The organism is Microbacterium resistens, assembly GCF_031456305.1.
Taxonomy (GTDB): Bacteria; Actinomycetota; Actinomycetes; order Actinomycetales; family Microbacteriaceae; genus Microbacterium; species Microbacterium resistens_A.
In genome coordinates this window covers 62,827-83,259 of the sequence record NZ_JAVDUM010000001.1, presented here as the reverse complement: position 1 = coordinate 83,259, position 20,433 = coordinate 62,827, and the positions used below count along the sequence as shown (strand labels likewise).

The window sequence follows — 20,433 nt, the reverse complement described above, 5'->3', positions numbered from 1 at the left end:
TAATGAAGAATTCATGCAACGTATGACGGGCCTGGGGTACTCTGAGCGAGAAGTTGATGGACTTATCTGGGTGCGGATTCCGCGTCGACGAGTATGAGGACGCGGGTGGGGCGTTGTGGGCGGGGCAGAAGCGCTCCCGGTTTGGGTGGAAACTTCGCTGCTCCGCCCGGTACCCCTTTCGACCAGTTATCGCTCCCGCCCGACCGGCTCAGTGCCAACACCATCAAGCTGAACTACCGCATCCTGCACACCCTCCCGGATGATGTGCAGATGGGAGAGATCGCTCCAGGTTTCGAGCAACTCGTCGAACTTGGATATCTTGAGGAGATCAAGTGACAACTGAGGACTTTGTTCAGCGGATGATGTTGCTCGGCTATAGCCGCGAAGCTGCACTTGACGCGGTCTGGATTGCTTCCAATCCAAGAGACCTCACGGGGCGCGAGTTCAACATTGTTCCAATCGACCACGATCAATATGAGATCCTCAAGCCCAGCGATAGAGCCGGCCACTTCCCTGCAATGACGGATGACGGTGGCGACTTCAAGGGAACCTTGGACGAGGCGTTTGAGTACATTCTGGAGGTCAGCAAGCGGCGGAAGCTTCGGTTGGGGACGTAGTCGACGACGGGGCATGACCGACCAATCGTGTCGTGGAGGCGAGATCGGTTCCTTGGCCCGAGATCCCGGGCGATGTGTATACGGGAGGTCAGCGATGAGATGGCAAGAGGCGCTTCTGATCTTGTCCCGAGGATAGAACCACGCGAGGTTGCTCTAACCCGAAACTCGCTCAAAATGTCGAAGAGTTTGTGAGATTTGCGGCGTCTGTGTACGGTCTCGTCATTCCGGCTTCGGAAGCAATACCTCAGCGGCCAGATCTCAAGAGACGACTTCCTCAGGCGATATCGTGATCCTGACAGGTATCGAGTCGAGGATCCACTGAGAAATCAATCACACGTCGACGAGTACAACTTTTAGCTAGGAGAAACTCATGGCCTCGCCCATAATGGCTGCCTCTTACGGGACGTATGAGGAGTTCTGTGAAGTCTATGACCCCGGGGCCATGCCGTTCGATGCCACCTTAGGCGTAGTCGGGCTCCTCGGTGAGGCGGTGTCGAATAAGGATCCTCGGGCGCGGTTGGCGATTGCGAATCGTTTGCTGGATGACGGTGCGGACCCCAGCCTGGTGAGTACGAGCGGTGATCGTGTGAATGTGTTTCATGTGTTGTGGGGGCGTGAGCGGGATCGTGACCCGGAAGGCGAGGCGGCGCTCATCGGTCGCTTGTTGGACGGAGGTGCCGACATCAACCTTCGCTCCCCACGGTTCGGTCTCCCGCTGACGATGCTTGTCACTGACATCTCAGCGAGCAAGGAGTACACACGCGCCGCGTTTGCTGCTGCCATTGTGCACTCTCAGCCTGATCTGACAGCGCATGTCGACAAGCGTCGTGAGGCGAGCGTTGGGCAATATCTAGCGGGCACCATGTTCGGCTTCATGCGTGATGAGGTTCTCGCGTATGCTGCCGCATCGGGCCAAGACATTGATGTGATCTCGTGAGTCGGGAGCGGAGCGTGGATATTATTCCTTAGGCGGGTGCGTGTTTGATGACGGTGAGCGCGTGGGAGGGGAGGGCTCCGGTGCGTTGGATGCTGCGCGAGCCGTCGAAAGCGTCTGCCGATACGGTTGGCGTATCATGAGCGCGGCGGACAGTGGCGAGTATCTTGCTGATCCGAGCAATTGGCGCATCACCGATTTCAATGATGCCTGTGGGGTCGAGCCTGCATTGATTGGTATCTACGATCTGCCAGTGGGAAGTGATCTGCAGATCGTTGTCGACGAACAGGGTAAGCGCATCGTGGAGACGCCCACAGGGCGTGAGTTGACGCCCGAGCAGATGTACGTCCCGCCAGGCTACCGACAGTAGTCAGGGATCGACTTCGTCGCCTGAGGGTGTCCCGTCGCGCTGGTCGAGATCCGCCGCCTCGGACGCACTCTGAAGCTGGAGAACGTGACGAGCGCTCTGGTGTGGGGGAAGGGCGCGGTCGGGTCCGCGAAGGTCGTCGTCACGAACGCGGCCGACGCCGTCAAGCACGCCCTGACCGCTTCGAGAGACGACTTCCTTACCGCCCTCGGCAACGCCGAGAAGAGGCTCAGCGAGGTGGGGCAGAACCTCCGCCCCGCTTCCGCCCTCGCGGGCGTAGGAAAGCTCCCACCTGGCACACCTGTCACGGACGCCCTGACACGCCTGCTCCGCACCACTGACACACCCACCACGGCACGCACCGACCTCCGGGGCAGCGGCGGTGGAGGAAATTCCATAGGGTTTGAGGCGAGGCTCTCCAACGGCGATGTCTTCTCCGCGTCCTTGCGTGGTGAGATCTTGACTGTTAAGGACATCAGCGTTAAGAGCTTCGAGTACACCAAACGCGACCGCGGTGAGGCGGCACAACTGCGAAAAGACTTCGACCGGGGAATCCGTGGTGAATTCTTGAAAGGTCTTGCACAAAAACAAGAAGATCTGCGCCGCCTCGGGTTCGATGATGTTGACGTTGCTCGCATGAGAGATGGGCTACCCCACGAAGGGGTATCAAGTGCATCACAAGCATCCCCTGGACGGCAGTGGTACCAACGATTTCGGCAACCTCGTGCTCATCAAGAATGAGCCTTACCATAAAATGATAACGAACTATCAGATCGAAACCACTAGGAGCCTACGTGTCGGAGAGTCGAGACCGGTTCCTTGACCCAAGATCCTGGGCGACGTTTACACGGGAGGTCAGCGGTGAATTGGGTTGAATGCCTCAAGGTGATCAACGAAATCAATGGAAAGTACGGGGATTCCATCTCGCCTCCCGTTGAAGACGTAGGAAGTTTTCTATATTTTGCTAGATCTGTGTACAGTCTCGTCATTCCGGCTGAGTTTGCCGAGTTTTGGAGAATTCAGAACGGGTTGGAGTACGACGGCAACGTTTTCTATCATGTTGACGTCGAGTTGAGTGACGACATCAATCCATTGGATGTTTCCACGAACAATGCGATCATCGCCAGCAACATCATCTGGCATGGGGTTGAAGAACAGCGCCGTTACACGTTTCTCGGGGACGGCAATATCGATTGGTTCGTTTACGACATCGAGCGCGAGAAGTACCTCATACTCGACAAGCCCTCTGCTGAAGAGATGGAGATGTTCGACACTTTCGATGAATTCTTCTCAGCCATCCTGAGCCGCTGGGTCGACCAACGCTAAAATTCCGTAGTTCCGTCGCCGCGACGGGTGACGGGTTGAACCTGATCGGGGTGGCGAGTGAGGGTGTCGGGTAGTGGTATTACATGACTGTCGCACGGCCCGGGATCGCATCGGGTGGCAATGGTCTCCAGCTCCCTGCGGGTGCCGGTTCCGGGCTTGGTCAGGTGGTCAGCGAGGCTGCGTAGGTGAACGTGGTCGAGATCGGTACGGGTGTCGTCACACTCGCTACTAGCGAAGACGCATGCGCGCAGCTGTGGAACCAGCTCACCACTCCGAGCACCATCACCAGCGTCCTCGACTGGATCAAGGGTGCTGGCAGCACGGTGACGGTCGTGGCCACCACCCAGGTCAGAAGCGTGCTCGAAAAGCTGAGGGGTAGGGGGCACGTAGGTAATCTGAAGCGTGACGACGGCCTCCAGGATATTGGAGGTGGCGGGGAATCCAGTCGGCACGGTGACCCGCAGGTTCAGGCCTTGAGGGACACGCTGGAAGGTGCCGTTCAGCAGAAGAATTTGCCTGGCTACGATCCCACAGGTGGTCTGGGCTGGGAACGCTTCATGGACAAGTACGTTGCCGGATTCGACGGCCATGGGCATGCCAAGTGGAACTGGCCAGACAATCCGCCACATACGAATGGATTCATGAACGGAATATCGAAACCGGCTGATCTTGTTCCGGGGGATAGAATCGAGCGTATTACCTTTGTGGGGAAGGATGGAGAGGCACTCGACGGGAGCTTCGCGGCTCCTCCCGGAACGACCTTCGACCGGCTGTCACTACCGCCTGATCGGCTTGGACATAACACCACAGTACTGAGATACGAGATCCTCAAACCGCTACCTGACGATATACGAATGGGTGAGATTGCCCCGGGATTCGAACAAGCGGGGCGCGGTACCCAATACCATTTCCCACGCGGGATCCAAGATAAGGCTTCCTTAAGGAGACGCAATGAATCATGAGCAATATCTCAAGAGCATGTTGGAAATCGGATATTCGCAGGAGGATGCTGAGGGACTTATCTGGCTGTCAAGGGATTCCTCTGACATGGTTTTGAGGACGTACAATTTCGTACCCACGACTGACGGTCTATATGAAGTCTGGTTCTCTAACGAAAGAGATGGCTTCTTTCGGGTTGGTGGGGTTGCGGATTCTGGCCCCGCGGTGACGTTAGACGACGCCTATCAATACGTGTTCGAGCGGAAAAGAAGCTGGCGCGAAAAGCAAGTGCGACTGCGGCCTAACTCCGCGTGATTTCTTATCGATGGTTTCCAGGCGATCACACATTCGGATGCGAGCATTGCCCAAGTCGACATTGATCAGCACGGGAAACCTCGCAATGGCGGTTTCACAGCCTCGCTTGAAACAACTTTCGATCAATTGTCATTGTCACCAGACCGCCTAGGAGAAAACACTACTGTGGTGTGGTGTGGTGTGGTATGAGGCACGCAACCTCTGCCCGATAAGCTCCGTATGGGTGAAATTGCGCCTGGGTTCGAACAAGGTGGTGGTGGGACGCAGTATCGTTTCCCAGGTGGCATCAAAGAACTCGAGCGATTTGGATGCCTAAAGGAGATCTCATGAATCATCAAGAATTCATGCAGCGAATGATGGATCTGGGGTATTCTAATCAAGAAGTTGATCGACTTATCTGGATTTCCGTTGATGGTGTCGAGTCGAATCTTACGCAACGCGAGTATAACTTCGTTCCGGTAGGTGACGGTCTGTACGAGGTATTTCTTCCGAGTGATAGAAGAGGCTACTTCAAGGCCTCGGTGAGCTATGGTGTGCCGTTTGTTGGCTCATTGGAGGAAGCGTATCTGTGGGTGTACAAGGACCGAGCTGGACTCTGACGTCCGAATCTTGTTTTGAATTGAGCGGGGACTGCTGACGGCACTGGAAGAGTGGCTTTGCATGGAAGATATTGAGTATGGCTAGCTGTAGTGCCCAGGGACGTTGTTTGATCTGGATGCTCTGATGTGACGAGAACCTCCAAGGCAGAGTGGAGCCGCTACCGCTTCCGCTCTGACCCGAGGAGGTTCTCGTGTCCCACGCTAACGCGGCCTTGACGCCGCGCCAACGACTCCGGTTGGCTCGGCAGGTCGTCGATGAGGGGTGGCCGGTGGCGGGCGCCGCGAGGTACTTCCGAGTGTCGTATCCGACCGCGATGAAATGGGCGAGGCGTTACGTCGAGCTGGGCGAGGCAGGGATGGCAGACCGGTCAAGCAGGCCGCACCGGCATCCGAACAAGACCCCATTCACAATTTCCCCTAAGGAAGAGAATGAACGAACTGAAGACGCTGACCGAGGATCGACTGCGCCCGATCATTGAAACCTTCAGCACGCTTGAGTGGCCGATTTCGAGGGAACAGGTGAAAGCAATTGCCGACGACCTTGACTGGGTGGTCACGTCAGGCCGCAAGAAGGGGGTGGGCCTTTCCGCTGATATGGCGGAAAAGGATGCAACGATACATGTTCTTCTCAGGGAGGATAAGGCGGCCGAGATAACCATTCCTCTCTCGGAAAGCGCGCGGCATCACAATGCTATCCAGCGGGACATGTCATCCACATTCAGACTGCTTTCGGATGGAGTTGCTTCTGTCCTAGGAAGCAACTTCACGAGAGCTCCGGGGATTCAGCGTTATCATTGGGACTTGGGGAACGAAAGCCGCCTTGCGGTGGAGCGGCTTACCCATGAGATCGTCCTTTTGGTGCTGTCGCCGTGGGTCGCCAACATTGAGCGGGAAGAAGAGCGTCAAGGTCTTGATCCGTCGCGTCCGATTGGCGATCATCAGGAGTCCAACCTCTAGACAGACCAGCACAGGATCTGTCCAGAGACCTCAGCGCTTCGCTGCAACTGGACGCGCACGACACCGTCGACAGCATCGGACCCAGATCGCCGGCCGAGACGTCCGAGACCAGTTGTCGGGTCAGCTCGCCGCCAATGGTCGGGGAACTGGGCTCAGCAATCGGATCCGGGTTTCGGTCAGGTGCGGGAGCTGATCGTTGAGCTGAATGGTGTTGTGAGGAAGGTGGGGAATCTGACCGTCGGGCAGGGGCGGGTCTTACACCCCGGGGAGTTTCGACCTCACTGTGGGGCGGTTGGGTGAGCTGACGAGCGGGATGCTGGACTACTGCCAGGAGAACGCGCAGGTTGCATCCGACGGGTGGGAGACCCTGTTCTCCGGGTATGTCGCTGATGTGGAGGCGGAGCAGGAGCGGAAGCGGCGGGAGGAAGCCGCGTGGGGGTTGTTGTGGGATGGCCTGCAGGTTGTCGCCGGTGCGGTCGTCGTCGCGATTGGTGTGGTCGGCACGCCGTTTACGGGTGGTGTGTCGCTGGGGTTGACCGTGCTGGGTGGGTCGTTGGTTGTGGGTGGGGTGAACAGTGCGATTGACCATGCCTCGATCGCGAGCACGGGTGACGGGTTGAATCTGATCGGGATGGCCAGCGAACAAGTCGGGCAGTGGTATGACGTGAACGTTGCGCAGCCCGCGATCGCGTCTGGGGACAAGGGCCTTCAACTTCTCGCGGGTGCCGGTTCCGGGCTTGGTCAGGTGGTTAGCGAGGCTGCGCAGGTGAACGTGGTCGAGATCGGTACCGGTGTCGTCACCCTCCCCACCAGCGACCAAGCACGCTCCCAGCTCTGGAACCAGCTCAGCACGGTTGCCGGGCAAGTCGCGGGTGGTGACGCGTTCGTGATCGGGCAGATCGCCGGGAACCTTGTCCCCTTCGGTGCGGCGGGGAAGTTGGGTAAGTCGGGCAGTGTCGTTGCCAGGACTGACGGCCTCTGGAACAAGGCTTCCGAGCTCGGAGGCCCCGTAAGACTTGCCACTCCGAGCACCATCACCAGTGCCCTTGACTGGATCAGATCCAAGCTCGGCGGAAACGGTCCAACCGTCAGCGACAAGTTCACCCCCGCCGCACGCGTGCCGGACAAGGTGAGCAATGCTCGCGGGAAGACTGAGGTTGTGGACCCGTTTGATCCGAACCGTAAGGGTGCTTTGCTTCCTAACGTCACCTATCGGGCGAGCGCCCCAGGCACGAATCACAACTACGTGTACGAGACGAACAGTAGAGGCTTGATCGATCGGGTGATCGTGGACGAACTGCACCTCAAGCCCGAGCGGCCGCGCCTGCCCAACGCCCGCAACACGCCCGGTAAGCTCCCTGGGGACGACGCGGGACACCTGGTTGCTGACATGTTCGACGGCGACTTCACCCTTCGTAACCTCGTCAGCCAAGCTTGGAAACTCAATCGGGGTGCAGGATCGGAATGGGCCGCGATGGAACGCGCCTGGCGAGACGCGCTCAGCGACACACCGCCACGTGCCGTCACCAACGTCGAGATCCGTGTTTTATACGACAGCAACAAACGACCAGCCGGGTTTGAAGTTGATTACGAGGTCGACGACGAATTCTTCAGCGCACCATTTCCTAACCCAAAGTGAGGCAAACATGAATGAGACGATGGGGCTAGAGCGACTTTCGCAGATTCAAGATGAGATTCTCCAGTTCACTTGGCGGCAGGTGGCGGACAAGGTCGACAAGTTTTACATTCAGGGAAAGATTGTTGATGACGGAGCCGGCCACGTCACAATGGTCCAGGGAAGTCTCAAGTATGTGATCCGGGGAGCTGAAGTGCTCAACAATAGTGACGTGATCTCAAAGGACGATTTTCGCGAGAGCTCGCAATTTGTTACGACCCGTATTGAAGCTCTTCATGATCTGCTCCTTGAACTTCAGGGCAGATCACCGGTGCGATTCCGCTGGTCGGTGGATACCCAAAATCGTCATGTCGACAGTGAATGGACCTATTATCAGGACCTGACTGAGGAAGAGAAGAAGGACGACTTTTGGAAGCACTGGAAGGGCGACTTTGCATGGAAGGCGCAGCTGGAGGCTGAGCTAGCCGGGCAGTAGTCTCCAGTTCTTTGCAGGTCTTGGTTCCGGTGTCCGTCAGGTGGTCAGCGAGGCCGCGCAGGTGAACGTGGTCGAGATCGGTACCGGCATCGTCACCCTCGCCACCAGCGACCAAGCACGCTCCCAGCTCTGGAACCAACTCACCGCCACGGTCGGGCAGGTCGCTGCTGGGGATGCGTTCGTGATCGGACAGATCGCCGGGAACCTTGTCCCCTTCGGTGCGGCAGCGAAGATCGGCAAAACCGGCGGCGTCGTTGCCAGGACTGACGGCCTCTGGAACAAGGCTTCCGACCTCGGAGGCCCCGTAAGACTTGCCACTCCGAGCACCATCACCAGCGTCCTCGACTGGATCAAGGGTGCTGGCAGCACGGTGACGGTCGTGGCCACGCTTGGAAACTCAATCGGGGTGCAGGATCGGAATGGGCCGCGATGGAACGCGCCTGGCAGCGCGCCCTCTCTGCGATTCCACCGAAGAAGGTTACCGATGTCGAAATCCGTCTTCTGTACGACAGCAGTGAACGCCCGATCGGGTTCAAAGCGGAGTTTTATATTGATGGCGAGTTCTTTGAGCGCCGCCTACCGAATCCTGTTCCCGCGTCCGATTAAGGAGAAGCCATGACCAACGAGGCAAGTTTCGCGAGACTATCCGAGATTCAAGACGAGATTCTCAATTTCACGATAGAGCAGGTCGTCCACGACATTGAAAAAATCTACGTGCAAGGCAAGATCACGGATGACCTGCAGGGCAACGTTACGAGTTACGAGGGCGTTCTAAAGTATGCAGTCGAGCAGAACCGCATACTGAACAACTCCGAAGTTCTGACGCGCGAAGCGCTTAGGGAGAATTCAGCCTTTATCTCCCTGAGGATCGTTGAGTTGCACGACATTCTTCGCGAGCTGCAAGGTAAGTCGCCGGTGAGATTCCGTTGGGCAATGGATACTAAGACGGGTCAGGTCGAGAGCGACTGGGCGTACTACGAGGATCTGACGGAGGAAGAGAAGAAGGACGACTTCTGGCAACACTGGGAAGGCGACTTTGCGTGGAAGGCCAAGCTGCAGGCTGAGCTCGCCGGCCAGTAATGCCTGGGTGATTTTGAGCGTGCGCGGTTGATCGCGAAGACGCAGCAGGAGCCGTGGGGGGCGTATGAGGCCACGGATCCGGGTTTCGGTCAGGTGCGGGAGCTGATCGCTGAGCTGAACAGTGTCGTGAAGAATGTGGGGAACCTGACCGTCGGGCAGGGTTGGTCTTACGCCCCGGGGAGTTTCGATCTCGCCCTGGGGCGGTTGGGTGAGCTGACCGGCGGGATGGTGGGGTACTGCGAGGAGCATGCGCGGGTTGCATCTGACGGGTGGGAGGCGTTGCTTTCCGGGTATGTCGCTGATGTGGAGGTGGAGTAGGAGCGGCAGCGGAAGGAAGATGCGCTGTGGGGGTTGTTGTGGGATGGCCTGCAGGTTGTCGCCGGTGCGGTCGTCGTCGCGATTGGTGTGGTCGGCACGCCGTTTACGGGTGGTGTGTCGCTTGGCTTGACCGTGCTGGGTGGGTCGTTGGTTGTGGGTGGGGTGAACAGTGCGATTGACCATGCCTCCATCGCGAGCACGGGTGACGGGTTGAATCTGATCGGGATGGCGAGCGACGGCATCGGTCAGTGGTATGACGTGAACGTCGCACAACCCGCGATCGCGTCTGGCGACAAGGGCCTCCAACTTCTCGCGGGCGTCGGTTCCGGGCTTGGTCAGGTGGTCAGCGAGGCCGCGCAGGTGAACGTGGTCGAGATCGGTACCGGTATCTATACTCTCGCGACGAGTGAGGACGCGCGCTCCCAACTCTGGAACCAGCTCAGCACCGTTGCCGGGCAGGTCGCCGGTGGTGACGCGTTCGTGATCGGACAGATCGCCGGGAACCTCGTCCGGATTTGAACAAGGCGGTGGTGGGACACAGTATCATTTCCCTGGTGGTATCAAAGAACTCGAGCGTTTTGGGTACATAAAGGAGATCCCATGAATCATGAAGAGTATCTCGAATGTATGGCGATTCTTGGGTACGCGCGCGAAAGCGCCGAAGATCTCGTCTGGGTATCTAAGGACAAGACGGATCTGGTGCGAAGAAGGTTCAATTTTGTTCCTGTCGGGGATGGTCAGTACGAGATTTGGCAGTCGGACGAAAGGGATCTGTTTTTCAAGGCCTCGGTGAGCTATGGTGTGCCGTTTGTTGGCTCATTGGAGGAAGCGTATCTGTGGGTGTACAAGGACCGGGCTGGACTCTGACGTTCGGGCGTGAGGAACGAACTGGTGACAGGTTCGGTTTAGGCCGCGAGTGTGAGCGGCTCGGATAGTTTGGCTTCGAACTCGATGGGCGTCAACCCGCCGAGGGCGTCTTGGGCTCGTTGCCGGTGATACTCCGCTCGATCCAGACGACGACGGCCAGGCGCAGCTCCTGCCGCGTCGCCCACCGCTGCTGGTTGAGCACGTTGGTCTGCAGTAGCGACCAGAACGATTCCATGGCGGCGTTGTCCCCGGCGGACCCGACTCTGCCCATCGAGCCGACCATGTCGTGACGCCGTAGTTCGCGGGCCATAGCTCGGCTCCGGAACTGGCTGCCCCTATCCGCGTGCAGGATGCAACCGGCGACCTCACCGCGGCGGGCGACAGCGTTGCGGACGGCGTCGACGGCGAGCTTCGCGGTCATCCGATCCGAGATCGAGTACCCCACGATCCGATTCGAGAACACATCCTTAATCGCGCAGCAGTACAGCTTGCCTTCGCTCGTCCTCTGCTCCGTGATGTCCGTGAGCCAGAGCCGGTTCGGCGCGTCGGCGCGAAACACCCCTTGCACGTGATCATCGAATACCGGTGGGCCAGCCTTCTTGCCTTTCCCGCGTCGTCAGCGTTGCGCGGACGAGAGGATCCCGGCCCGCGAGCACAGCTTCCACGCCGTCCGCCGGCTCATCCGCCACCCCGCCCGTCGGGCTTCGTCGGCGAGGTATCGGTATCCGAATGTCGGGTCGTCGTGGTGCGCGTCATGCAGGGCGTTGAGTCGGTGCGCGCGGAGCACGTCCGCGTCCCGGATCGGGTCGTTGCGCCACCGGTAATAGGGCTGTCTTGCGAGCTTGAGGACCAGGCACGACACCGTCACGGGAATCCCCGCTTCGGCGAGCTCAGCAACGAGCGGGTACGTCATTTTGGGGCGCCGCCGAGCTTGAGGTTCGCCTGCGACAGATACGCCGCAGCCCTCCTGAGCACCTCGTTCTCCTGCTCCAGCAACCGGATCCGCTTCTTCAACTCTCGCGCCTCAGCCGCGTCTGCAGCGGTCTGACCCGGACGGTTGCCCCCTTCGACGTCGGCCTGGCGCAGCCAGTTCTGCAGCGTCGCTTCGCTGATCCCGAAGTCGGTGGCGATCTGTTTGATGGTGACGCCGCTCTCGCGACTGCGAACAACCGCGACGACGTCCTCACGGAACTCTCTGGGATAGGGACCAGGCATGATGACATCCTCCCCGCCAGCGCCCCTGAGCGCTAACGATCAGTTGTCACCAGTCCGTTCCTCACGCCCGATAGCTCGAACGTATCGGTCCGCGGGGTGCCCAGTGAGAGGGAAAAGGCCGGTAGCCCTATGGGGTCAGGCTTTCTTCCTCTTGCGGAGGGCGCCGCCGAGTGCTGTCGCGAGGATGCCGGCGAGGAGCCCGCCACCGAACACGGCCGCCCATTTCATGTCGAACCAGCCGGCGGGGTCGGGCACGTTCGCAGTTGCCGCACGTTCTGCGGTGATGTTCTTTGCGTTGATCGGTGCGGCGAAGAAGTCGTAGATGCTGCTCGTGTCGACGCCCTGCGTCCTCGTGTTCGCCAGGACAGTCGAGAAGTTCTCGTAGAAGGCCTGGTTCTCTTCGAGTCCGCTGTTGCCCGTGGTGACCAGGTCGTTGAGTCCGGCGAGTACATCCTCCGCGCCGGCGGATGTGGTCGTGGCGTTCTGCAGAAGCGCGTCGAACTGGCTGGTGTTGTCGGGTACAGTCGCCGCACTGCTCGCGATCTGACTGCCGGTCTGCGCCGACTGGGTGACGAGACCGGTGATGCCGGTCTGGAGCTCACCGCTGCCGTCGACGTAGAGCCCGGCCCCGTCGGGACTGTAGCTGCTCCAGTCGCTGACCTCGAGACTGATGATGGTGCTCGCCGTCAGCGCGGCAGCCTTGATGCTCGTGATCGTGTCTGTGAACCAGGTGTCCACATTCGTCAAGGCAGGATCGAGCACGGGAGCAGGGATGTCTGTGTGGAGCGCGTCGCGGGTGGCCTCAAGCGCGAGGATCTCTGTCCGCAGGCTTGCAAGGATGGCCGGATCAAGAGGAGGGGCCGGAACCGTCGGGTCGGCCGGGTCGGTCGGATTGGCTGGGTCGGCTGGGTTGGCTGGGTCGGTCGGATCAGCCGGGTCACTTGGGACGGTCGGAGTGGTGAGGCGCGCCTCGATGGCGTGGAGATTCCGGATTCTCGTGTCGAGATCGGCATGCACGCTGTCAACGGACTGGGTGTGGTCTGTCGTGTACTGCGCGATCGCTTGCCGAAGCTCGGCGATCCTGCTGCTCAGGTGCGGGGGGACGGTGCCGTCCGGGCGTGTGCAGAGTGCGGGCAGGTCAGAGGCGTCGAGTCCGCTCAGCATGCACAGCACGCTGGTCCTGAACGCCTCGAACTGGGCGCCGTAGAAACCTTGGTCGGACGTCGCCTGACCGGCAATGCCCTTGTTGCTGTTGGTCGCGTTGATCTGCGCGATCTCCTGTTGCCTGTTCGTGTACTCCTCGATCTTCGGCAGCTGCCCGGAGAGGGCTTCGCTGCTCGTTGCAAGCGAATCCGTGACCGACTTCGCGAACGTGTTCTGAGCCTCGGCGGTCGCAGCGTTCACGTCCTTGAGGCTTGTCGCGCTCGACACGAAGCTCTCGATGTTGGGTATCGTGCCCGTGAACGGCTCCTGCACGTCCGCCGTCAATGCTGCGACGAGCGCTTCCTGGTTGCCGAGCGTGGCGTACATGTGTCCGTCCGCCTCGGCGATGTTGTCGGCAAGCGAGGCATAGTACATTTTGACGACGCTCTGGTTGAACCCGTGCACGATACCGACGATCTTGCTCTCCAGCAGCTGATCTGCGCGCTCGTCTGATTGGGATCGGAGCTTGTACTCGACGGTCGCTTTCGTGGGATTGAGCTCTTGGAGCGTCAGGATGTCCCGCGTGAACGGCTGAGGGATGTAGAAGACCGCATCGAGGGAGCCATCTTTGTAGGCCTTTTCCGCCACAGGGCGGGAGAGCACGATCCAGTTGTAGTCGGAATCTTTCGAGATCCGGTCGACGAACGACGTGCCGAATGAATACTCGTCACCGTTGAAACCAGCGGCAAGATCCTCGTTCACCAAGCCCACGGTGGGCCTGAAGCTCTCGGCGCCCTGCGCGGTGGTGTTGTTCACGGCCACGAAGCTCGCGCACAGTGCCACCAGCAGCATCGCCGCAGAAGCCAGTCGCGCAGTTCTCGTTCGGGGCCTCGCTGACAGGTTCGCCATGCATATCTCCTCAACTGTGTCCAGCTCGCTCGCGTCTTCTTCAGCCGATGGCTCGATAAGCCGAAGGCGTCGTACAGGAGGGGGAATGCAAAGACCCCCTGATTGGATTTCTCCAGATCAGGGGGTCTTCTTTTGTTGCGGGGACAGGATTTGAACCTGCGACCTCCGGGTTATGAGCCCGGCGAGCTACCGAACTGCTCCACCCCGCGGCACAAGACATGAGCCTAGCACGGCTTTCGGGGGTCGTCCAATCGGGGCGCCGAGAGGCGGAGGAGCGAGGGTGCCGGCGCGCGAGAGCACGGGGCGCGGAGAGGCGGGGATGGGAGAGGATGGGGCCATGTCCGCCGGATCCGATGTCACAACGGCAGCCGCCACAGTCGTCGCGGTCTGCCAGTTCGCCCCGACCGCCGACCGCCCGAGGAACCTCGCGCGCATCGCCGAGCTGACCGCATCCGCGGTCGGACGGGGAGCGCGGGTGCTGGTGTTCCCGGAGTACGCGAGCTTCTTCGTCGATCCGATGGACGCCTCCCTCGCTGCGAACGCCGAGACGCTCGACGGCCCGTTCGTGCAAGGGCTTCGTGCGCTCGCCGTCGCGCACGAGGTCACCATCGTCGCCGGTGTCGTGGAACGGGTCGACGCCGAGGAGCGGTCCGGAGCCTCCGCCCGTGTCCACAACACGGTCGTCGCCGTCGACGGGACGGGGGTCCGTGCGCGCTACCGCAAACAGCACCTGTACGACGCGTTCGGTCAGACCGAGTCTGACTGGATCGCGCCGGGGGAGACCGGCGCCGCCGAGACGTTCGAGGTGGACGGCCTCCGGTTCGGGCTGATGACCTGCTACGACCTGAGGTTCCCGGAGGTCGCCAGAACGCTCGTCGACGCGGGGGTCGATGTCATTGTCGCCCCCGCCGAATGGGTGCGCGGACCTCTGAAGGAGCACCACTGGACGACCCTGCTCGCCGCACGGGCGATCGAGAACACCGTCTATTTGGTCGCCGCGGACCACCCCACGCCTATCGGAGTGGGGCATTCGAGCGTGGTCGACCCCCAGGGAGTGACGGTGGCGGGCGTCGGAACGGGGGAGGGGATCGCGATCGCGGAGCTTGACCGGGCCGCCGTGACCCGGGTCAGGGAGATCAATCCGGTGCTGCGTCTGCGCCGCTACGACGTCATTCCGCGCTGAGCCGCGCGAGCCGGGAGGCGGCCTCCGCGATCACCTCGGGGCGCTTGCACGCAGCGAATCGGACGAGCCCAGCCACGCTCTCGCGATGCTCGGGCTGCACGAACGCCGTCAACGGGATCGCCGCGACCCCGGCCCGCTCCGGGAGGGCGCGGCAGAACGCGGCGGCATCGGCGCCGCCGAGCGCCGTCGCATCCGCGACCGTGAAGTATCCGGCCTGAGGGGGCAGGACGTCGAACCCGGCGCTCCTGAGCCCGTCGGCGAGCTGCGAGTGCTTGCGCCGGAGGGTCTCCGCCGCGTCGCGGAAGAACTCGTCGCCGAGCCGGAGGCCCACCGCGACCGCGGGCTGGAACGGCGAGCCGTTGACGTAGGTGAGGAACTGCTTGACGCTGAGCACGGCGGTCACCAGTTCCGCGGGCCCGTGCACCCAGCCGATCTTCCACCCCGTCACGGCGAAGGTCTTCCCGGCGGAGGAGATGGTCAGCGTGCGCTCCGCCGCGCCGGGCACCGTGGCGATCGGCACGTGGTCCGCCCCGAACACCAGATGCTCGTACACCTCGTCGGTCACGATGATCGCGTCGTGGCGTTCGGCGAGACGGACGATCTCCTGGCGCACGGATTCCGAGAACACGGCACCGGTCGGGTTGTGCGGATCGTTCACCAGGATGATGCGGGTGCGGTCGGTGACCGCGGCGGCGAGATCCTCGAGGTCGGGCTGGAAATCGGGGCGACGAAGGGGGACCGTCCGGAGCCGGGCGCCGGAGAGGGCGACGATCGCCGCATAGGAGTCGTAGAAGGGCTCGAACACGACGACCTCGTCGTCGGGGCCGTCGATCAGCGCCAGGACCGTCGCGGCCAGCGCCTCGGTGGCGCCGGCCGTCACCAGCACCTCCTGTTCGGGGTCGACCTCGATCCCGTAGAAGCGCCGCTGATGCTCCGCGATCGCCCGGAGGAGGTCGGGGACGCCCCGACCCGGCGGATACTGGTTGGCACCGCGGGCGATGGCCTCCCTGGCCGCATCGAGGATGACCGAAGGGCCGTCCTCATCAGGGAATCCCTGGCCGAGGTTCACCGCCCCGGTCCTCGCCGCCAACGCCGACATCTCTGCGAAGATGGTGGGCGCCGCGCGCCCTTCGGGCGAGAGAAGGCCGGCTCCGGCCGCGGTTCGGCGCCACGCGCCGGTCACGATTCCCATGCTGCCCAGGGTAATGGCATAGCGGAATCCCAAGTCGGCCATAAGGAATACACAGACGCCGGCGTCAGTCTGTAAGAGCAATGTCCGAAGGAGCAGAAATGAACGATCAGACACCTCGCCCCGAATCCGGCGCCGGCCACGACGTCCCCGCGGCGTTCTCGTCGAACACCTCCGCCGCACCGGCGGATGCTCCGACGGGCACCCCCGCGTACGCCACGGCACCCACCGAGCCGATCCCCCCGGGGGCGACCCTCCCGCTGCAGGACGCGGCCGGCGCTGCGCCGTCGGGAGCCGCGCCCTCCGGCGCCGCCTTCGGCATCGCCGCGCAGCCGGTGCCGTCCGCGGACAAGCCCAAGGAGAAGCGGAGCGTGGGAGCGTCGGCCGTGGTGGCCATGGTCCTCGCGGCAGCCCTCGTCGGCGGAGGCGTCGGCCTCGGCGGCGCGACGCTCGCCAACGCCCTCAACGCGCAGAACTCCTCCACCCCCGCCACCGGGCCGTCGACGGTCACGGTGAACAACCCGGAGTCGGTGTCGGAGGCGACGGCCATCGCCTCGAAGGTCGTGCCGTCGGTCGTCACCATCGAGGTGTCCGGCGGATCGTCCGGGGGCAGCGGATCGGGGGTCGTCCTCGACAAGCAGGGACACATCCTCACCAACGCCCACGTCGTCACGCTCGACGGCGCGGCAGCGAACCCGACCATCCGGGTCACGACCTCGGACGGGCGTCTCCTTGACGCCACCGTCGTCGGGATCGACCCGATCTACGACATGGCCGTCATCAAGGTGAACGACGGGAGCGGCCTGACGCCGATCGAGTTCGCCGACTCCTCCAAGCTCAACGTCGGTGCGCTCACGGTCGCCGTCGGCGCGCCCCTGGGCCTTGCCAACTCGGTCACCACGGGCATCGTCAGCGCCCTGAACCGCAGCATCCAGATCCAGTCCTCGGCTCTGCCGTCCGATGGATCGGATCAGCAGCAGGATCAGCAGAACCCGGATGGTCAGGACCAGCAGCCGTTCCAGTTCGACATCCCTGGGCGCGGGCAGTCCTCCGGGGCGAAGGAGACGATCTCGATCTCGGTGATCCAGACCGATGCCGCGATCAACCCCGGGAACTCCGGTGGCGCCCTCGTGGACGGCGACGGCAAGCTGATCGGCATCAACGTGGCGATCGCCAGCGCGGGCAGCAGCCAGACCGGCGATCAGTCCGGGAACATCGGCGTCGGCTTCGCGATCCCCTCCGACGTGGCCAAGCGGGTCGCCGCCGAGATCATCGACAAGGGCGCCGCCACCCACGGCCTGCTCGGCGCGTCGGTGAAGTCGGCCAGCAGCCTGCAGGACGCGAAGGTGGTGGGCGCGGCGATCGCCGAGGTCACCCAGGGCGGTGCCGCGGAGGCCGCAGGGCTCAAGGCCGGCGACATCGTCACCGAGTTCAACGGCGCACCGGTCACCGACGCGAACGACCTCACCGCCCAGGTGCGCGCCGCAGCGGCCGGCAGCAAGGCGGAGATCACCTTCGTCCGTGACGGTCGCTCTCAGACGGTCACGGCGACGCTGGGGACGCTGACGTCGTGATCGACGCGGCGGTCCGGCGCCCCCCTCTTCCGCCGCCCGCCGCCCTCTGACCCGAGGTCGGAGGAAAGGACGCCACCCCGCGATAGGCTCGCGGGGTGGCGTCCTTCTCCTTTCGTGCGGGCAACGCCGGGAAACTCCTCCGCATCCCGCTGTACGTCGCCGGGCGCATCGCGAACACCCTCATCCCGAGACGCGAGGACTGGGTCTTCGGCTGCGGCGCGGGGATCGGCGACGGCGCCCTCGCCCTCTGGCGGATCGCCGCCGCGGAGGGCCACGGCGCCGTCTGGCTGGTCGGGTCCGAGCGCGAGGAGCGCGATGCGGCCGCCCTCGGGATCCCGACCCTCCGCAAAGGCGGCCTGCGCGGATGGTGGGCGACGGCACGGGCCGGCGTCGTCATCGTCACCCACGGCCTGGGCGACGTGAACCGCTACGCTTCCTCGGGGGCGTTCGTCGTGCAGCTCTGGCACGGGATCCCCCTTAAGTGCATCGGATTGGACTCCCCGGCCACCGTGCAGAGCGCCGTCCTCCCCGGGTTCCGCCCACTGCAGCTCCTCCTCGGCGCGCTGTATCGGAGCGCCGCTCAGCGGATCAGGATCCTCCCCGCCGCCTCGGACCGTGCCCGCGGTCGGCTGGAGTCGGCGTTCGGTCTCGGCGTCGAGCAGGTCCTCGTCACCGGAGAGCCGCGCGTCGACGTGCTCTCGGCAGGGGAGCCCGAGCAGCGCCGCGTAACCGCGATCGGGCTCCGGGACGCCGCCGTGGGCGCGGTCCTCGAAGGCGCCAGGGTGATCCTCTACGCACCCACCTGGCGGGACGGCGCGGCGGACCCCGCGGTGCCCTCCCCGCAGGAGTGGGATCTGATCGCGCGGCTCCTCGACGCGCAGGACGCCGTTCTCCTCGTGCGCTCCCACCCGCTGGGGGAGGGGGACTACCGGCCGGCGAGCCCGTCCGATCGGATCCGTCCGATCGGATCGTCGGTCGTGCCGGACATCACCCCGATCCTGCCCGCCGTCGACGTGCTGGTCACTGATTACTCCTCGCTCGCCTACGACGTGGGGCTGCTCGGCATGCCGGTCCTCTACCTCGCACCGGATCCGGAGGCATACAGCCGCAGTCGCGGATTCTACGGACGGTACGAGGACGTCGCGGGGGAGGACTTCCACAGGGACTGGACCTCGACGGTGGAGGAGCTGGAACGGCTGCTCGGCGACGAGGCCGTGTTCGCGGCGCGCGCTCGGCGATCCAGTACTCTGAGCGCCGAGATGCACGCGCATCGCGACGGGCGCAATGCCGAGCGCGTCTATCTGGCGATCCGCAGCCGGGGTGTCCCCGGGCCGAAGGGAGCAGAATGACCACCGTCCTCATCGACGAGGAGAAGGAGACGCTCATCGTCTCCGGCACGGGCCCCCGCCCGGCAGGAGCGGCGCTGGTCGGTCCGCGCGCTCACGCCACGGGACGGGTCACCGGCGGCGGGAAGACCTGGAAGGCGACGCTGCCGCTGAGGGCGTCGCGATGGGGCGGCGCGGAGCTCCCGCTCCCGGCCGGGGACTACCGCCTGGTCATCGGCGATGAGGACCTCGCCGGCCTCGATCTTCCGCCCACCCTGCTCCCCGCCCTCCGGGTGGCCGTGGACGGCGGCATTGTGAGCGTCGCGGCGCCGATCGATCCCGCGCACGAGACGGCCGAAGGGCAGCTCGCGCTCGAAGGGCGCTACGTCGCCCTTCCCGGTGGCACTGAGAACGCCGTGTTCTTCGAGAGCTTCTACGGGCAGAGCACCGGATGCAACCCCGGTGCCATCGATCGGGAGCTGGCGGTCCGCGCGCCCGGCGTCACCCGCTACTGGAGCGTGACCGACCTGTCGATCGCGGTGCCGGACGGCGCGATCCCGGTGATCGAGGGAACTCCGGAATGGTGGCGGGCACGGGGAGCCGCGCGGCTTCTCGTCGTCAACGACTGGCTGCGACGCCGGTTCGACCGGAAGCCGGGGCAGCGGGTGCTGCAGACCTGGCATGGCACGCCGCTCAAGCGCCTCGCGCTCCATCGGCCGGGGTTCCATCCCCGCCGTGCGCTCGCGGTCATCCGCGAGTCCCGGCGCTGGGACGCGTTGCTCGCGCAGAACCCGTACGCCGCCCGGGTGCTGCGGAAGGCCTACGCGTTCCTCCGCCGGCCGATCTGGGTGGACGGCTATCCGCGCAACGACGTGCTCGTCACCGGCGACGCGGCGGCGGTCCGCGCCCGGCTCGGGATCGGCGAGGACGAGACGGTGCTGCTCTACGCGCCCACCTGGCGCGACGACCGCACCGAGATGGTGGACTTCGTGGATCCTGCGAGCCTCGCCGTCCGCGCGGACGCCGTCGTCCTCGTCCGCGGGCATTCGCGCACGATCAAGCCGGGACGGGACCACGATGGTGCGCGGGTGATCGACGTCACCGGCTACCCCGACACCGGGGAGCTGCTTCTGGCATCGGACGCCCTCATCACCGACTACTCGTCGGTGATGTTCGACTTCAGCGTCACCGGGCGGCCGATGTACTTCCTCGTGCCCGATCTGGAGCACTATCGGGGGGAGCTGCGCGGGTTCTACTTCGACCTCGCCGAGCGCGCCCCAGGACCCCTCGTCCGCTCCCAGGAGGAGCTGATCGCGGCGCTGGCCGACACCGGGTCGATCGTGCGCCACGCCGAGCGGTACGTGGCCTGGCAGGCCCAGTTCAACGCGCGCGACGACGGGGCCGCAGCATCGCGCGTGGTCTCCCGGATCCTCGACCTCGGCTACGTCACGGCCTGAGTCGGGGC

The 20,433-nt window shown here is 63.2% G+C and carries 24 protein-coding genes, 1 tRNA gene and 2 pseudogenes; 23 read left to right on the top strand and 4 right to left on the bottom strand.

The window, feature by feature from the left end; genetic code table 11:
• Positions 1 to 93 precede the first annotated feature (93 nt).
• The 19 genes and pseudogenes from J2Y69_RS18035 to J2Y69_RS00355 all read left to right on the top strand — a co-directional run bounded on the left by J2Y69_RS18035 (position 94) and on the right by J2Y69_RS00355 (position 10,430).
• The gene (locus tag J2Y69_RS18035; RefSeq protein WP_396653008.1) at positions 94 to 336 is read left to right on the top strand and encodes a glycohydrolase toxin TNT-related protein; all 243 of its coding nucleotides are present in this window, start codon (positions 94 to 96) and stop codon (positions 334 to 336) included.
• Positions 333 to 617, top strand: coding sequence for a hypothetical protein (locus J2Y69_RS00430; RefSeq protein WP_310016505.1), 285 nt, complete (start codon positions 333 to 335; stop codon positions 615 to 617). The genes J2Y69_RS18035 and J2Y69_RS00430 overlap by 4 nt, the downstream gene beginning before the upstream one ends.
• Positions 618 to 812: 195 nt before the next feature.
• Entirely contained in the window at positions 813 to 974 is a 162-nt protein-coding gene (locus tag J2Y69_RS18030; protein WP_396653007.1) for a GH-E family nuclease, read from the top strand.
• Between the two features lie 13 nt (positions 975 to 987).
• Positions 988 to 1,554 carry a hypothetical protein gene (locus J2Y69_RS00425; protein ID WP_310016504.1) on the top strand — a complete coding sequence of 189 codons (567 nt, stop codon included), beginning with the start codon at positions 988 to 990 and terminating at the stop codon, positions 1,552 to 1,554.
• A gap of 136 nt (positions 1,555 to 1,690) precedes the next feature.
• The gene (locus J2Y69_RS00420; protein ID WP_310016503.1) at positions 1,691 to 1,921 is read left to right on the top strand and encodes an immunity protein Imm33 domain-containing protein; all 231 of its coding nucleotides are present in this window, start codon (positions 1,691 to 1,693) and stop codon (positions 1,919 to 1,921) included.
• 84 nt (positions 1,922 to 2,005) lie between these two features.
• Positions 2,006 to 2,659, top strand: coding sequence for a hypothetical protein (locus tag J2Y69_RS00415; protein ID WP_310016502.1), 654 nt, complete (start codon positions 2,006 to 2,008; stop codon positions 2,657 to 2,659).
• Positions 2,660 to 2,779: 120 nt separating this feature from the next.
• Entirely contained in the window at positions 2,780 to 3,244 is a 465-nt protein-coding gene (locus J2Y69_RS00410) for a YrhA family protein (RefSeq protein ID WP_310016501.1), read from the top strand.
• Between the two features lie 185 nt (positions 3,245 to 3,429).
• The gene (locus J2Y69_RS00405; RefSeq protein WP_310016500.1) at positions 3,430 to 4,206 is read left to right on the top strand and encodes a TNT domain-containing protein; all 777 of its coding nucleotides are present in this window, start codon (positions 3,430 to 3,432) and stop codon (positions 4,204 to 4,206) included.
• Between the two features lie 493 nt (positions 4,207 to 4,699).
• Positions 4,700 to 4,828: a glycohydrolase toxin TNT-related protein gene (locus tag J2Y69_RS18025; RefSeq protein WP_396653017.1), complete on the top strand. Its 129-nt coding sequence runs from the start codon at positions 4,700 to 4,702 to the stop codon at positions 4,826 to 4,828.
• Positions 4,825 to 5,097, top strand: a complete 273-nt coding sequence (locus tag J2Y69_RS00400; protein ID WP_310016499.1) for a hypothetical protein — start codon at positions 4,825 to 4,827, stop codon at positions 5,095 to 5,097. Before J2Y69_RS18025 ends, J2Y69_RS00400 begins: the two co-directional genes overlap by 4 nt.
• Positions 5,098 to 5,288: 191 nt before the next feature.
• Positions 5,289 to 5,501 (top strand): annotated as a pseudogene (locus tag J2Y69_RS00395) (leucine zipper domain-containing protein); the annotation flags it as partial.
• Between the two features lie 25 nt (positions 5,502 to 5,526).
• Entirely contained in the window at positions 5,527 to 6,054 is a 528-nt protein-coding gene (locus J2Y69_RS00390) for a DUF6301 family protein (RefSeq protein ID WP_310016498.1), read from the top strand.
• Positions 6,055 to 6,346: 292 nt separating this feature from the next.
• Entirely contained in the window at positions 6,347 to 7,693 is a 1,347-nt protein-coding gene (locus tag J2Y69_RS00385) for a DNA/RNA non-specific endonuclease (protein WP_310016497.1), read from the top strand.
• A 7-nt stretch (positions 7,694 to 7,700) separates the two neighbouring features.
• A complete protein-coding gene (locus J2Y69_RS00380; RefSeq protein WP_310016496.1) occupies positions 7,701 to 8,165 on the top strand; it encodes a hypothetical protein in 465 nt (154 codons plus the stop codon).
• A gap of 61 nt (positions 8,166 to 8,226) precedes the next feature.
• Positions 8,227 to 8,784: a hypothetical protein gene (locus J2Y69_RS00375; protein WP_310016495.1), complete on the top strand. Its 558-nt coding sequence runs from the start codon at positions 8,227 to 8,229 to the stop codon at positions 8,782 to 8,784.
• Entirely contained in the window at positions 8,781 to 9,245 is a 465-nt protein-coding gene (locus J2Y69_RS00370) for a hypothetical protein (RefSeq protein WP_310016494.1), read from the top strand. The genes J2Y69_RS00375 and J2Y69_RS00370 overlap by 4 nt, the downstream gene beginning before the upstream one ends.
• 27 nt (positions 9,246 to 9,272) lie before the next feature.
• Entirely contained in the window at positions 9,273 to 9,563 is a 291-nt protein-coding gene (locus tag J2Y69_RS00365; RefSeq protein WP_310016493.1) for a hypothetical protein, read from the top strand.
• 33 nt (positions 9,564 to 9,596) lie between these two features.
• The gene (locus J2Y69_RS00360) at positions 9,597 to 10,082 is read left to right on the top strand and encodes a hypothetical protein (protein ID WP_310016492.1); all 486 of its coding nucleotides are present in this window, start codon (positions 9,597 to 9,599) and stop codon (positions 10,080 to 10,082) included.
• Positions 10,083 to 10,163: 81 nt separating this feature from the next.
• Positions 10,164 to 10,430: a hypothetical protein gene (locus J2Y69_RS00355; RefSeq protein WP_310016491.1), complete on the top strand. Its 267-nt coding sequence runs from the start codon at positions 10,164 to 10,166 to the stop codon at positions 10,428 to 10,430.
• A 38-nt stretch (positions 10,431 to 10,468) separates the two neighbouring features.
• Here the strand turns inward: J2Y69_RS00355 and J2Y69_RS00350 are convergent.
• The 3 genes and pseudogenes from J2Y69_RS00350 to J2Y69_RS00340 form a co-directional block, all read right to left on the bottom strand.
• Positions 10,469 to 11,645: pseudogene (locus J2Y69_RS00350) on the bottom strand (IS3 family transposase).
• A gap of 135 nt (positions 11,646 to 11,780) precedes the next feature.
• The gene (locus J2Y69_RS00345; RefSeq protein WP_310016490.1) at positions 11,781 to 13,697 is read right to left on the bottom strand and encodes a YhgE/Pip domain-containing protein; all 1,917 of its coding nucleotides are present in this window, start codon (positions 13,695 to 13,697) and stop codon (positions 11,781 to 11,783) included.
• Between the two features lie 135 nt (positions 13,698 to 13,832).
• Positions 13,833 to 13,906: transfer RNA gene (locus tag J2Y69_RS00340), tRNA-Met, on the bottom strand.
• Between the two features lie 128 nt (positions 13,907 to 14,034).
• Here J2Y69_RS00340 and J2Y69_RS00335 point away from each other — a divergent pair.
• Positions 14,035 to 14,880 carry a carbon-nitrogen hydrolase family protein gene (locus tag J2Y69_RS00335; protein WP_310016489.1) on the top strand — a complete coding sequence of 282 codons (846 nt, stop codon included), beginning with the start codon at positions 14,035 to 14,037 and terminating at the stop codon, positions 14,878 to 14,880.
• Here J2Y69_RS00335 and J2Y69_RS00330 read toward each other — a convergent pair.
• Positions 14,867 to 16,072: an aminotransferase class I/II-fold pyridoxal phosphate-dependent enzyme gene (locus J2Y69_RS00330; protein WP_310016488.1), complete on the bottom strand. Its 1,206-nt coding sequence runs from the start codon at positions 16,070 to 16,072 to the stop codon at positions 14,867 to 14,869. The genes J2Y69_RS00335 and J2Y69_RS00330 overlap by 14 nt on opposite strands.
• A 98-nt stretch (positions 16,073 to 16,170) precedes the next feature.
• Between J2Y69_RS00330 and J2Y69_RS00325 the strand changes: the two genes are divergently transcribed.
• From J2Y69_RS00325 to J2Y69_RS00315, 3 genes are all read left to right on the top strand, one after another.
• Positions 16,171 to 17,643, top strand: coding sequence for a S1C family serine protease (locus tag J2Y69_RS00325; protein WP_310016487.1), 1,473 nt, complete (start codon positions 16,171 to 16,173; stop codon positions 17,641 to 17,643).
• 95 nt (positions 17,644 to 17,738) lie between these two features.
• Positions 17,739 to 18,992: a CDP-glycerol glycerophosphotransferase family protein gene (locus tag J2Y69_RS00320; protein ID WP_310016486.1), complete on the top strand. Its 1,254-nt coding sequence runs from the start codon at positions 17,739 to 17,741 to the stop codon at positions 18,990 to 18,992.
• Positions 18,989 to 20,425: a CDP-glycerol glycerophosphotransferase family protein gene (locus J2Y69_RS00315; RefSeq protein ID WP_310016485.1), complete on the top strand. Its 1,437-nt coding sequence runs from the start codon at positions 18,989 to 18,991 to the stop codon at positions 20,423 to 20,425. The genes J2Y69_RS00320 and J2Y69_RS00315 overlap by 4 nt, the downstream gene beginning before the upstream one ends.
• The last annotated feature ends 8 nt before the right edge of the window (positions 20,426 to 20,433 follow it).

Excerpts from the sequence above, each read along its gene's own strand:
- J2Y69_RS18035 (WP_396653008.1), top strand. The coding sequence starts at position 94 with ATGAGGACGCGGGTGGGGCGTTGTGGGCGGGGCAGAAGCGCTCCCGGT.
- J2Y69_RS00425 (WP_310016504.1), top strand. The coding sequence starts at position 988 with ATGGCCTCGCCCATAATGGCTGCCTCTTACGGGACGTATGAGGAGTTC.
- J2Y69_RS00420 (WP_310016503.1), top strand. The coding sequence starts at position 1,691 with ATGAGCGCGGCGGACAGTGGCGAGTATCTTGCTGATCCGAGCAATTGG.
- J2Y69_RS00400 (WP_310016499.1), top strand. The coding sequence starts at position 4,825 with ATGAATCATCAAGAATTCATGCAGCGAATGATGGATCTGGGGTATTCT.
- J2Y69_RS00390 (WP_310016498.1), top strand. The coding sequence starts at position 5,527 with ATGAACGAACTGAAGACGCTGACCGAGGATCGACTGCGCCCGATCATT.
- J2Y69_RS00380 (WP_310016496.1), top strand. The coding sequence starts at position 7,701 with ATGAATGAGACGATGGGGCTAGAGCGACTTTCGCAGATTCAAGATGAG.
- J2Y69_RS00370 (WP_310016494.1), top strand. The coding sequence starts at position 8,781 with ATGACCAACGAGGCAAGTTTCGCGAGACTATCCGAGATTCAAGACGAG.
- J2Y69_RS00355 (WP_310016491.1), top strand. The coding sequence starts at position 10,164 with ATGAATCATGAAGAGTATCTCGAATGTATGGCGATTCTTGGGTACGCG.
- J2Y69_RS00345 (WP_310016490.1), bottom strand. The coding sequence starts at position 13,697 with ATGGCGAACCTGTCAGCGAGGCCCCGAACGAGAACTGCGCGACTGGCT.
- J2Y69_RS00335 (WP_310016489.1), top strand. The coding sequence starts at position 14,035 with ATGTCCGCCGGATCCGATGTCACAACGGCAGCCGCCACAGTCGTCGCG.
- J2Y69_RS00330 (WP_310016488.1), bottom strand. The coding sequence starts at position 16,072 with ATGGGAATCGTGACCGGCGCGTGGCGCCGAACCGCGGCCGGAGCCGGC.
- J2Y69_RS00325 (WP_310016487.1), top strand. The coding sequence starts at position 16,171 with ATGAACGATCAGACACCTCGCCCCGAATCCGGCGCCGGCCACGACGTC.
- J2Y69_RS00315 (WP_310016485.1), top strand. The coding sequence starts at position 18,989 with ATGACCACCGTCCTCATCGACGAGGAGAAGGAGACGCTCATCGTCTCC.